The organism is Paenibacillus sp. SEL3 (genome assembly GCF_054602585.1).
In genome coordinates this window covers 3764609-3777433 of the sequence record NZ_CM137725.1, presented here as the reverse complement: position 1 = coordinate 3777433, position 12825 = coordinate 3764609, and the positions used below count along the sequence as shown (strand labels likewise).

At 42.8% G+C, this 12825-nt stretch carries 9 protein-coding genes, 1 tRNA gene and 3 pseudogenes; 7 read left to right on the top strand and 6 right to left on the bottom strand.

Going from position 1 to position 12825, the window contains the following annotated elements; genetic code table 11:
• Nucleotides 1-144: 144 nt before the first annotated feature.
• A pseudogene (locus ACYCS5_RS17410) lies at nt 145-788 on the bottom strand (glycosyltransferase).
• A 448-nt stretch (nt 789-1236) separates the two neighbouring features.
• On the opposite strand from ACYCS5_RS17410, the gene ACYCS5_RS17405 reads away from it, so the two are divergent.
• Nucleotides 1237-1740: a hypothetical protein gene (locus tag ACYCS5_RS17405; protein WP_069010791.1), complete on the top strand. Its 504-nt coding sequence runs from the start codon at nt 1237-1239 to the stop codon at nt 1738-1740.
• Nucleotides 1741-1978: 238 nt separating this feature from the next.
• On the opposite strand, the gene ACYCS5_RS17400 is transcribed toward ACYCS5_RS17405, so the two are convergent.
• Entirely contained in the window at nt 1979-2227 is a 249-nt protein-coding gene (locus ACYCS5_RS17400) for a WGxxGxxG family protein (RefSeq protein ID WP_340931250.1), read from the bottom strand.
• A gap of 153 nt (nt 2228-2380) precedes the next feature.
• On the opposite strand from ACYCS5_RS17400, the gene ACYCS5_RS17395 reads away from it, so the two are divergent.
• A complete protein-coding gene (locus ACYCS5_RS17395; RefSeq protein ID WP_029516021.1) occupies nt 2381-2899 on the top strand; it encodes a DUF3231 family protein in 519 nt (172 codons plus the stop codon).
• Nucleotides 2900-3082: 183 nt separating this feature from the next.
• On the opposite strand, the pseudogene ACYCS5_RS17390 reads toward ACYCS5_RS17395, so the two are convergent.
• A pseudogene (locus ACYCS5_RS17390) lies at nt 3083-3655 on the bottom strand (transcriptional regulator); the annotation flags it as partial.
• Nucleotides 3656-3915: 260 nt separating this feature from the next.
• Between ACYCS5_RS17390 and ACYCS5_RS17385 the strand changes: the two are divergent.
• On the top strand, nt 3916-4908 hold the full coding sequence (locus ACYCS5_RS17385) for a YiiG family protein (protein WP_029516023.1): 993 nt from the start codon (nt 3916-3918) through the stop codon (nt 4906-4908).
• Between the two features lie 227 nt (nt 4909-5135).
• Nucleotides 5136-5324, top strand: a pseudogene (locus tag ACYCS5_RS17380) (tyrosine-type recombinase/integrase); the annotation flags it as partial.
• A 95-nt stretch (nt 5325-5419) separates the two neighbouring features.
• Here the strand turns inward: ACYCS5_RS17380 and ACYCS5_RS17375 are convergent.
• Both ACYCS5_RS17375 and ACYCS5_RS17370 read right to left on the bottom strand, forming a co-directional pair.
• Nucleotides 5420-5491 (bottom strand) — tRNA-Thr (locus ACYCS5_RS17375).
• A gap of 73 nt (nt 5492-5564) precedes the next feature.
• Nucleotides 5565-5912 (bottom strand): MTH1187 family thiamine-binding protein, encoded by a 348-nt coding sequence (locus ACYCS5_RS17370; protein ID WP_029517883.1) that lies wholly within the window; start codon nt 5910-5912, stop codon nt 5565-5567.
• Between the two features lie 525 nt (nt 5913-6437).
• Here ACYCS5_RS17370 and ACYCS5_RS17365 point away from each other — a divergent pair.
• The 3 genes from ACYCS5_RS17365 (at nt 6438) to ACYCS5_RS17355 (ending at nt 11740) form a co-directional block, all read left to right on the top strand.
• On the top strand, nt 6438-8771 hold the full coding sequence (locus ACYCS5_RS17365) for a ribonucleoside-diphosphate reductase subunit alpha (RefSeq protein ID WP_029517884.1): 2334 nt from the start codon (nt 6438-6440) through the stop codon (nt 8769-8771).
• Between the two features lie 20 nt (nt 8772-8791).
• Nucleotides 8792-9823 carry a ribonucleotide-diphosphate reductase subunit beta gene (locus ACYCS5_RS17360; RefSeq protein ID WP_029517885.1) on the top strand — a complete coding sequence of 344 codons (1032 nt, stop codon included), beginning with the start codon at nt 8792-8794 and terminating at the stop codon, nt 9821-9823.
• 165 nt (nt 9824-9988) lie between these two features.
• Entirely contained in the window at nt 9989-11740 is a 1752-nt protein-coding gene (locus ACYCS5_RS17355; RefSeq protein WP_459759844.1) for a methyl-accepting chemotaxis protein, read from the top strand.
• A 183-nt stretch (nt 11741-11923) separates the two neighbouring features.
• Here ACYCS5_RS17355 and ACYCS5_RS17350 read toward each other — a convergent pair whose 3' ends face one another.
• Entirely contained in the window at nt 11924-12760 is an 837-nt protein-coding gene (locus ACYCS5_RS17350; RefSeq protein WP_029517887.1) for an HAD hydrolase-like protein, read from the bottom strand.
• Between the last annotated feature and the right edge of the window lie 65 nt (nt 12761-12825).

Here is a 12825-nt window from a genome sequence, read left to right as displayed (position 1 = left end):
AACTATTTCTTCGAATGTTCATGCTCCAAGTATATGTATTGAAATATATTTTGAGGCGGCTTCTCGGTAAAAAAAGCTTTCCATAGCCACCCTTTGGGGTATTTATAGAAAGCTAATCTGCTTTGCAGCGTCTATAGCGCTCACTTAAAATTTTTCAGGAAACTGTTTGACAATGCCTTCTGTCAGAATGTCCGCTAAATGAATCACATGGATCTCGTTTTTGTCGGTTGCTGCAATCCCCGCTCTCCAATCTCCTTTGGTATAGTCAAGGACTAATTCCGTAATCAACTGAAGGTGCGTATACAGCATATCTTGTAACGTTTTAAACTGCCAGTTCGGATTCGCATCACTTAAAAATTTGGCGATATCGTCGGCGTTTGTATGCCAATCCGCCTCTAGCTTTTTCACATCCGCCTGATTGCCCGCTTTGGCAGCCGCTACAATTTTGCCTGCGATCAGAATATGCTCCCTCAGGAGATCAGCCAGCTTATTACCAGCGGCTTCCCCATAATAAGGCTTGATCAGATTGCCTATATCCTGCTGGTTCCGTAAAAGCCGGTCCAATACGTCCTTCTGATCTTGAAGATTAGATATGGCGCTGACAATATAGTTCCTCGTCCATATCGTATGGTCGATCCATACCTTCTGCATATCGCCTTTCAGTTGCACCATTTTGGAACTTAGGCAAGCAGAACCCTTTTCCTCCCCTACCTTCGCTTGCGCGATACTAACGGAGTTATGCTAAAAACGAGCGCCAAGGTTAACGGCAACAGCCATTTGTTTTTCAATTTTATCTACTCCTCTGTACGTTTGGAATAAAACAGGCTGTCTTATTATGGTTGAAATATCCGAAATTTTATACAGAGGATTAGTGATTATCTACAGCTTTCCATCATTGTGGGAGCCATGCGCGCTCAAGTAGTAACAAGACGAGACAGTTGCCTTAATGGTTTCTAAAATACTTATCTTTGTATCTAGCAGAATGATGATCTTTGACTTGGTTCCACTCTTAAGAATTCTAATTGCTGCTAAAAACTCTCAAGATATGCATTATCACATTAGTTAGAAAATTGTTTCAATGGAACAAATAATGAAAGAAAATAACAGGAAATACCGATAATATGTATGGCAGATAAAAAGCAAATACCACAACCGATGTGGATATATGAGAACATTTAATAAATGAAAATAGTAAGTGTATAGAATTAAGTTCTAAATAACATAAGGAGAGTTAGAATGGAATATATGATAGAAGTATTCATGGGCTTGTTTGCACTAATTCTTATATTATATCCTTTCAAAGTACTGGTACGATGGTTATTAGGATTCTTAAATTTTAAAAATGTCGTCACTTCCTTTATTACTTTTGGCACGCTTGCATTGTCGTATCTAATATTTATTACAGTTAGATCACAATCAATAGAGGATATATTAAAAGGAGCTTCGATTGCCATACCTGTTTTTGTACTATACTTAATAATTGATCTTCAAAAAAGTAATGAACATAGTAAATTTATAAAATTTATTCATCATCTGGCGGTAAGGATTATTGTCTCTGTCTTTACTTTTATTTTGGTTTTGTCTTTCTATTATCAACAATTAGATGACATTTTCTATATAAAGTCATTTTTGATTGCTATAGTTTATATGTTCGTCATTCTTAGACGGAGAACTAAGAAAGTAACAAGAAAAGTTAAAAATAACGAAGAGAAGGAAACTGCATTACCCACTACTCCATAAAACAGTAAAGATACTCTGACGTTTTAAGTAAGTGAGTAATCAAATAAAGACTCTTATGGCAATATATTAGCGGAGTCCTTTCATTTACTCTAAATTCACATTGATCACGGAAAAATAAGATTAGTTAATCTTAATAGCTATTCGGTGATCGGTGTGTTGAATCTAAAAGTAAACAATCCCCGCTGACCAAGTATGGTTAGCGGGGATTGTTTAGTTGTTTTTGAGTTGTTGTTTACGATTATCTTTTACTGTGGTTTTCAGGCTCGCGACGTTTTAAACCTGCCAAGCCAATTAATCCCAACAGGCCAAGCCACCCCCAATTATTATTATTATCGTTATCATTATTATTAGTAGTAGTTAGCATTTGTGTTCTACCATTGTCGTTTGTGGCCATATTGTTTTGACTGTTTTCAGCAAATGCTACTGCCGCTCCAAAGCTTGAAATCATTAATGCAACAACAGCCATTATCTTCATTTTTTTCAACATACCTAAACCACTCCTTTAAATTTGTGTTTGCAATCAATTTTTTAATGTATTTAGCATGCCAATTGAACTTATTTCTTATACACACATTAAATCTTCACTACTGGGAATCATAAATTCGTACATCATTAAAATTAAAAAGGAGTGGTTTTTATAATGGGTATCCTAAGCGGGAATCCAAAAGACGAGCCCATGCATTACGGAGAAGTTTATAGTGTATGGCAGTTTTCAGCGTTAGCGAAAGGCAGCGTTTCATTTTACCAAGCATGTTTAAACCACGCAGGAGACAAAGAACTCAAAAAAATACTGGATGATCTTATTGATCAAGCTAAACTGGAAATCCAAGAATGCGACGCAATGCTTACTGATAATGGGATTGCCCCAGCTCCTATTTTGCCTGAAAGACCCCCTGTGAAACTTGAGGATATCCCGGTTGGTGCAAGGTTTACTGATCCCGAAATCGCAGCTAAAATCGCATTAGATACCTCTGTAGGATTGACATCTTGCAGCCAAGCTATGGGTCAATCCATTAGAGAAGACATCGGGGCTTTATTTGCGAAATATCATCTAACTAAAACTGCTTTGGGAGTTCGTATTTTAAAAATGAATAAAGAAAAGGGTTGGCTAATACCTCCCCCTCTTCAATTAAAAAGACCTGAACCAGTTAAAGCCTAAATTTCCAGTACGATTCCTCAACATACTGTTCCCCTTAGATTGTTCAACAAAAATCCCCGCCGACCAGTTAAGGTTAGCGGGGATTGGTTTTGTTACGTTTAAGCACCTCCGATGGTAACGTAAGGCTGAATACTATTGTGGTGGTTAAGGGCTTGATCCGGCACAGTAACAATAAACAAAAAGCTAGCCGCGATGATTAGCAGTACCATTTTTTTCAACATTGGTCATCCACACCTTTTCCATAAAATTTAAAAATGCTGCTTTGGTTTCAGGAGTCGCATAATCCCGAAAATGTAAAAACAAACCCAAACAGTTTATAAAACAAGTCTCATTATTTAGTGTATGATAACTTACTAATGAATACATCAAATGTTTAAAACCATCAATGTAAGAACCTCGATGTAAATAATAATAAGATAACTCGTAACCAAACCACGCGATATAATCCGGTATCACTTGTTGGGTATACATATCATCTGATGATAGTTGCTGTTGTGCAAAAGCATTTATTTCGGCTTCAAATTGCTGAAGTATACCTTCTACATCTATACTATATTGGTTTGCTGAAATTATAACATTCAACAGTTTTGAGATTTTCTCATTCTCGTTAGTGGCGGATGTTGCTGCAATATATTCAACATAATCTTGAAGCACACTTATATCTCCTGACAACAGTTTATATACGTAAGTATTACCTTCTGCCCAACTTTTGAACAAGCTAATCCAGTGTTGAGTATCGTCGTCAGTCTCTTTAACTGAGACCAGAGGAATACAAGCATTTAGGAAGTTGGCAGAGCAATCGTCAACAACAAAGAAATTTATAAAATTATGCTACTCAAGTCTCAAGACCTATTCACCAAATAAATTTAAAATTGAATAGATCGTTTTACAATTAACATTGGTATGCGGCGAAGAGGGAATTTAATCGCCCGGAAAAGGTCAGTTGTTCTCTCTCCTATTCAGACATCTTACAAAAGAAGAGCACGTTAAATTACTCAGTCGGGGGAATCACTATTTTGAGAAAGCTATCATTCTTTATTTCCATTATTATGTTGGGTGCAATGTTGTCCGCTTGTTCTGCCATTACATCCACCGTGGATCAAGCGACTGCAGGCGTTACGTCCGGCGAGAGCAAAGAAATCGAAAAATACAATGCGTATGTGAGGCTGAATAACTTGATGACAGGCAGAATCAATGAGGTTCTGGTTCATTATTTCGAGAAGTTCGGAGTGGATACACAGCCTGTAATCGAGAAGAACTTCAGCTTCATCATGCTCGGCGTTGCTGAAACTGAGCGGGAAGTTATTGATAAAGCGAACGGCTATACCGCAAGCCAACCTGCTTTTGCGAACGCAGATCCCGTAGTGATCAAACTGACACCGGTCATCAATGATCTGTTGTCCGTCCTGGACGAGATGAAAGCCTACTATGATACAAAAGGCTACGTGGATGATGACTTCGCAAAAGGAAAACAGCTGCATACCAAGCTGGTAAGTGCCAATCTCGCTTACGAGACTGTCTCCAAACAATACTTCACGGCTATGCAAAAATTGGGTAACGAGCAGCGTCTGGCTGAACTGCAAAAACTCAAGGATTCAGACCAGCAGATCAGGTATAATGCCTTGAAGTTCATGATAGATGCCGAGGCTACGGCCATTGAAATGGATGAGCAGGGTATCACCGCCGACAATGTGCTGCAGCTTGATATGACGAAGTTTAAAGCCAAATACGACATTATGACCGCAGATCTAAGTGCGCTCATGACAATCTCAAAAGACAAGAATCGAGTTCAAAAAGAAGGGATTAACAGCTTCAGTATCAGGAACTATGTTGACTCAGCCACTGAGGCAAAAGCGGCTGCTTCAAAAATTATTGAACGCATCAATAAGAAGGAACCTGTATCTGATTCTGACCTGAACGGCCAGTTCCTGAACACTACGGATGGCACACCTGAGAATTTCAATTATAAGCTAAGCAAGGCAGTCGAACGATATAATGAAATAAATTAAGCGTATCTAACGATAGGAGCTGCGAAAACAAATACGGAGTTCCGATAACGAACAAGCTCTGCCAACCATAAGGTTAGCAGAGCTTGTGCTTTAAAATCCTCCAATGGTAACTTGAGGGTGAATGCTATGATGGTGGTTAAAAGCTTATCCGGCACATTAACAATAAGATTTAAAAATGCTGCTTTAATTTCTGGAACCGCATAATCCTGAAAGTGTAAAAATAACCAACCTTACTTCTCAAAGCTGGTATTCATCCGAAGAACGTTCAAGAGCAACTTGGACATTCGTCTATCAATGTAACTCTGGATACCTATTCACATGTTCTTCCGAATCTCCAAGAGGCGGTGTTAAAAAACATTGGCGATTCAATTACAGGTGAGAGTATTAGCACTGAAAAACCCACTTTACTAGATTAAAGGGTTAGAAAAATGGTAGAAAAATGCTCACTCCAACAAAAAAAGCGCGTCCTCCAAAAAGCTTGGAAGCCGCGCTGTGCTTGAGTTGATAGCTATGCTGGTGAAGGGAATTGAACCCCCGGCCTACGCATTACGAGTGCGTTGCTCTACCCCTGAGCTACACCAGCAGGTCAGTGTAACTGACAACAAAAACTATTATACTCTTAGTTACATAAAAATCAATCACTTACATCAACTTTTTCAACTAGGATTTGGATTTAGTTCGGTAACATTTCCTGTCACGGTGCCAGATAGTTTCTCTGCTACAGAGCGGAGCTTTTGGTGACTGGAGGAAGGCTTGTCACGGCGATCATCAATTTTGACCGAGGTGGAAACACGCTTCGCTCCTGACAGGAATGGTGCTTCGTGCAGCGCAGCGATGGCGGTGAATACATCGTCCAACGAACCTTCAATAATCGTACTCATGGAGGTAAGCTCATAGGTAATTCCTTTTTGCGTCTTCAACACTTTTTGCATCTGGGCAACGTAGTCGCTCAGGCTTGTACTCCCCGTTCCAATCGGGATCACTGTCACTTCTGCAATAGCCATCGCCAGGTTCCTCCCTAAAATTAAAATCATCGCTTCTTTAAAAATCTAAAATTTCAGTCTATAGAGCGAGCAGCCTTATTTCACAAAAAAAGTTCATATGTATGCTGCTTGTTTCTGTAGGAAACATCTTTATCATTCATTGTACCGTTCAAACTGTCTCAATTCAAATACAGCCCGCGACTTCTCTGTATATTTTGATTTTCCATTCCTTTTCCTTTACGTATGGCTTCGAATGTTGCTATAATACTCCTTGCACTTATTTGAAATTTTAAGTTTTTACACACAATATGTTGGGTTAAATATTCATAACACGTCTAAATATAGTGATGTAGCCGATAAATCGTACGGGAACCATCTTTTCCCCCTTCATTGGCAGGTACATCGCTATTTCTATGTTATTGGATTACATACAGCCCCCAAATGCTGTCTGACCATCGCTTTTTTCGCCATTATCTTCTCATCATGATCATTTTCATGCCTATTCCCAAGTATGATTCCAAATCAGGAAAGCGAGGAATTAATCCTATGCCACAACTCGTAACCAAACCAAACAATCGCCAGTTGGCTTTTGACGAAATACGCATCTCCGTATATGCCGACCGTGTACTCAGCGGACTGGACAAGCTGGATAAGGATCGACTCATTCGCGGTGTAACTAGCAAGCTGCGCCGGGACGAAGTCACGGGGGATGACATTAGCAACGCGTTTGCAATGGCTGCCCTTGAATTGGTTAGTAAGGAAGAACCGGACTGGAAATTTGCCGCTGCACGTGCTTTGCTCACTTCCTTGTATAAAAAAGCGGCTACTCACCGCCGTTACAAATCCTATGCGGACGAGCCTTACGGCGCTTTTTATCCACTGATCACTGATTTGGTCCAAAAAGGAATTTACCGTCAAGAACTGCTCGACTACTATACCAAGGAGCAGATTGATGAGTTGGGCGATTCCATTTTGCCGAAAAATGACCTGTTGTTCGATTATATCGGGCTGTTAACACTGTCTGAGCGCTATTTGGCCAACGATTTTGACGGACGCGTAATGGAACTGCCTCAAGAACGCTACATGATCATCGCGATGTACCTGATGCACCAAGAGCCTGCCGACAAGCGGATGGAGCTGGTCAAAGAAGCGTACTGGGCGATGAGCAACATGTACATGACAGCAGCTACACCAACTATGTCCAATGCCGGAAAAAAGGTGGCCGGACAGCTCTCCAGCTGCTTTATCGACACCGTAGACGACTCATTGGAAGGTATTTTCGACTCCAATACGGATGTAGCCCGTCTTAGCAAAATGGGCGGCGGCATCGGCGTATACCTCGGTAAAGTACGGGCGCGTGGTTCCGATATCCGTGGACATAAAAATACAAGTTCCGGCGTCATTCCGTGGATTCGCCAGTTGAACAATACAGCTGTTAGCGTAGACCAATTGGGTACTCGCAAAGGTGCAATTGCCGTATATCTGGACGTATTCCATAAGGACATCCTCGCATTCCTTGACCTGAAGCTGAACAACGGTGACGAGCGGATGCGTGCACATGACGTGTTCCATGGCGTATGTCTGCCCGATCTGTTCATGGAGCGGGTCGAAGCACGGGGCGAATGGAATCTGTTCTGTCCGCATGAAGTGAAGAAAGTAATGGGCTGGAAAGATGACAACGGTCGTCCACTCGGCCTGGAAGATTTTTATGATGAAACCTTCGGTTCAGGTACCTTCCGCGAAAAGTATGAGGAGGCATCACAGCATCCCATTCTCTCTCGTATTACAGTGCCTGCCATCGACATCATGAAGCGCCTGATGAAGTCACAACTGGAAACAGGTACACCTTACATGTTCTACCGTGATACGGTAAACCGCGCCAACCCGAACCGTGCCCATGGTATGGTGTATTCCTCCAACCTGTGTACGGAAATTATGCAAAACCAATCTGCAACTGTAGTGGAAAAAGAAGAATTGGTCACCAAGGACGGACAAACACGCATCGTTATTTCCAAAATTCCTGGCGACTTTGTGGTGTGCAACCTGAACTCCATCCATCTGGCTCGTGCGGTTCCGGCAGGTGTGCTGGATCGCCTCGTGCCGATTCAGGTACGTATGCTGGATAATGTTATTGATATCAACAACATTGAAGTACTGCAAGCACAATATACGAACAGCCAATATCGCGCTGTCGGTCTGGGTACATTCGGACTGCATCATCTACTCGCACTGGAAGGTATCCGTTGGGAATCCGATGAAGCGGTAACCTATAACGATCATTTGTATGAAAAAATTAACTACCTGGCCGTCAAATCCAGCATGGAGCTAGCGAAAGAAAAAGGCCGTTATGCCAAATTCGAGGGCTCTGACTGGTCTACCGGGCACTATTTCACTTCCCGTGGCTATACAGATGGTACACGCGAAGGCAAATTTGTCACTACCTCCGAGTGGAGTGAGCTTGCAGAAGAAGTCCAACAAAACGGTGTCCGCAACGCATGGCTGTTCGCCATCGCGCCTAACGGTTCCACGTCTATTATTGCAGGCTCTACCGCCAGCATTGATCCATTGTATGAGCTGCTTTCCTATGAAGAGAAAACAACTTACAAGATTGCTAACCCTGCACCGGACTTGAACGAAAAAACTATCTGGTACTACAAGACGGCTTTCTTGCTGGATCAACACGCTTCGATCAACATGGCTTCTGCACGTCAGCGTCATATTGACCAGGGCCAAAGCTTTAACCTGTATGTACGGCCTGATATTAAAGCAACTGAATTTTTAGAGCTGCACATCCATGCCTGGAAATCAGGTATGAAATCGACCTATTATGTACGCAGCCGCGCACTGACGATTGAAGAATGTGATAGCTGCGCATCCTAAACTAAAGGAGAGAAGCTCTCATGCAGTTACAGAAGATTTTTAACACGGAAGCGCCAAATCGCTCTACCCGTATTATTGAAGGCGAAAGCTCCGGTATTTTGAATTGGAACGATATTCGAATGCCGCATATGTACAAATTGTATAAAGTGCTACTGCTGAACCACTGGATTCCAGATGAAATTCCGATGTCCAAGGACGCGTCCCAGTTCCCTGTGCTGGATGCCGAAGAACAGCGCACCTTTAAAATTAACATCGGCCTGCTGGCTGTACTGGATTCGATGCAAACGATGTTTGTCGGGGATGTAAAACGCTATTTTACCGACTCGTCACTGGAAGCTATTTCAGCGATTATCGGGCAGCAGGAAGTGGTGCATAACCAGTCCTACTCCTACGTTCTGTCTTCTTTGGTGTCAGATCAGGAACAGAAGGAAATTTTTGAATACTGGAAAAACGATCCTGTCCTGCTGGAGCGTAACACATTCATCTCGGACATTTACCAGGAGTTCCGCGATGAGCAGAACCCGCAAACCTTTTTCCAAGCGATGGTAGCGGATTTGATTTTGGAAGGCATTTTCTTTTACAGTACATTTGCTTTCTTCTACAATTTGGCCCGTGATCAGAAAATGATGGCAACCAGCCAAATGATCTCGTATATTCAGCGTGATGAAAATCAGCATTGCTACTTCTTTGCCGAAGTGTTCAAGCAGCTATTGTCCGATTTCCCTGAGCTGAATACCAAGGAAAATACGGACTATGTCTATCGTATGATTGACCGCGCTGTGGAGCTGGAAACGAATTGGGCGCATTATACGCTCAAAGAGGTTCGCGGCATCGACCTGAACGAGCTGAGCGATTACATCAAATACATGGCAAATATGCGCCTGAGATTGCTTGGTATGGACAAAGCGTACGAAGGCGTAGATGTAAACTGTATGCCTTGGATTAAACCATTCTCAGATGAAGCGCTGAATGCGACAAAAACGGACTTCTTTGAAGCAAAATCACGCAATTATGGCAAGGTCGGAGATGACAACGGATTTGACGATTTGTAAGTCATAAGATACAGCCTTAGCTCGGTACTTACCGGGCTAAGGCTTTTTTCATGAGAATTTACGCAAATACGCAAAAAAATCATGAAACATCTGAATAACTATTCATATTTTCCTATTTGTACACGATATATATGAAGGTAAAAAAAACATAGTAAGGAGCATATTATGAAAAGAAGCGTTAAAAAAAGAATGGGATTACAATCCAAACTCTACTTCATCTTGCTCATTCCTTTAATAGTGATTGGCGTCATTGTTCTGTGGACGACCAATCAATCTATCCAGAATGCTTCTCTATCAACCATGCAGCTAAACAATGAAACGCTGGCAAAGAACACGGCCCAGTTATTGGACAAATCCGCAGTCAAGAGCTTAAATACGGATTCATCGGAGCAAAGTAGCGAGTATAAACAACTTCGTAACGAGTTAAATACGCTCAGGCTGCAAACTGGAATCCTGTACATCTATATGTACAACCGTGTGGGCAATGAGTGGAAAATTACGGTAGATGGAGCCGCATGGGACGACAAAGACTACAGTCCATTCGGAACTCCTGTAAGTTTTACCCTTAAAGAAACGGAAGAGAAATTGAAACAAGGGGAAACAGTGACTACAGATATTACAACGGACCCTGAGTGGGGGACGATGTTTTCCTCCTTTACTCCCATTAAGGATACTGATGGAACCATCATTGGTTATTTGGGAATCGATAGATCCCTGTCCTCTGTGACTGAAGTATACGAACATACCTTGCCCGAGGCCTACCGATTAGTTATTCCTGTTATCTCCATCATTCTAATCATCTCCATTGCGGCTATGATGCTGGTAACCCGGCGGATACTGCGTCAGGTGAGATTTATTAAAAATACACTGGAGCAAGTAGCCGACGGCAACCTTACGGTTACATCGTCGCAAGTAACATATGATCAGTTAGGCGAAATCAGCGGATTGACGAACAAAATGGTGGAGGCCATGTCCAATATGATTGTGGATATTCAAAGCAGTTCAAGTACACTCCAGCATGCTTCGAAGAATATCGTCGTGACAACGGAGGGGACACTCCATCAGACTGAGGAACTGTCCCGTACGCTCCAGCAAATTGCCGATGTCTCTATTAACCAAGCAGAACAAGCGGTGGAATCAGTTCAACAATCTGACCGATTAGGACAAACGCTGGATGAAGTCGGAAGCCATGTGCAGCAATTCACGGATACAGCCCATCATCTCAATGAGGTTCGCAATCAGATAGCCAGTGAGCATGAACTGTTATTAGAAAAAGGACGAGAAAGCGCCCTGCGTATCAAGCAGATGCAACGCATGTCCCACGCGTTAACCGAAAAATCCCGCGAGGCAGCTAACATCGGTCAACAGGTACAGGGCATCGTAAAGCAGACGCAGATTTTGTCCTTCAATGCATCTATTGAAGCCTCACGTGCAGGCGAAGCTGGCAAGGGTTTTTCTGTGGTCGCTCATGAAATGGGGCAACTTGCCCAACAATCCGCCATATCGATTCGTGAAATCGACGAAATCTTAAGCAGCTTTGTTGAGCAAATTGAGCAAATGGGTGATCAATTTGATGAAAACATAAAGACCGTCAATGAACAAGAAACCCAAATTTCAGCATGTCTACAGTCTGTTGACAAAGTCACCCAGGTTTCACGGGAAGTTGAGGAGTTAGCTGCACATCTGGCTCAGTTGACGGCAGAGATGCAAGAGGTACGTCACAGCGTAGATCAACATTTAAATCACACAGCCAGCGCGGCACAGCAGACTGCCGGAATGACAGAAGATGTATCAGCAAGCGCTCAGAAACAGGCCCTAGCGGTAAAAGAACTATCCGAAGTAGCCCGCAATCTCACCACACTATCAAACAATCTGCAGCGTCATGCCGACCAGTTCCGGGTAAAAAACGCTGAATAGTAAATATGATGCTGGATTCGATTCAACTAAACAAAAAAAGTAAACTAAAATGGAGCATTCGCTAACGTAGCGAATGCTCCATTATTATGTTTTGAAAGCCGAGCAGAGTTCACCTTTATCCGAGTAGGTGCATACATATAACCTAGAAGTGTGTATTCAAGCAACCCAGAATCATACCCGTTCTTATGATGGAGGTAGCGCCGCTGTTTTCACCTGTTTTGTGTAAGAAGGATAGCCTCCCGTATGCTGGAGCATTTCGATTTCACGCAGAATACGCGGCAAGTCAGCGACCGAGTTCATCACGATGTGGGCTCCTGCTCTTTTCAAACCATATACACTCTGTCTGCGCCGTTCCTCAGCCACTCTGTCTTCCGCTTCATGGCTGGTCGTTTGAGCTACGGTCGTCACGCTTTCGTTATGGTTCAAGACACCAATCGTCCATACACCGGCGTTCCGTCCTTCTTGCATATCGGCTGCTGTATCTCCTACTTTCACAATATCGCTCAGCGGAAATACCTGCAAGCGATGTGCAATTTCATAGATCATCCACGGATAAGGTCTCCCCTGCGAAACTTCACAAGGGGCAACCATACAATCCAGCGTATAGGGTGACTGCGCAGGCGTAAATACGTGACTGAGCATCTCCATTGGACAGGATGCAGTGGCTCCTGACTGAATGCGACGATCCTGCAACTCCTGCAGCGCCCTATCTATACCGATAGCAGGCTCAGCCCCTTGGATCAAGGAGCGGAGAACAGGGACAAGCTCAAGATAAATATGCTCAATATCCACTCTGCCAGGATGCGCACCAAAGCACTCCAGCCATTTTTTCCGAACCTCTGAAAGTCCCAGCACATTCGCAATATGATCCCGGATCGGCATTCCTCGCCCATGAGATACCTGTTCTTCAGTTACCTGTATACCTTTCCATCTGAAAATATCACGCATTCCCTGGGTTAAGCCTCGTCCTCCGGGGTCTAACAATGTACTTTCGAGATTAAAAATAACCGCCTGTATCATGCAATCCCCGCCTTTCCGTACCGCGGCTATCCGCAATCTTTATTTTGCTTAGGAACATGATACAC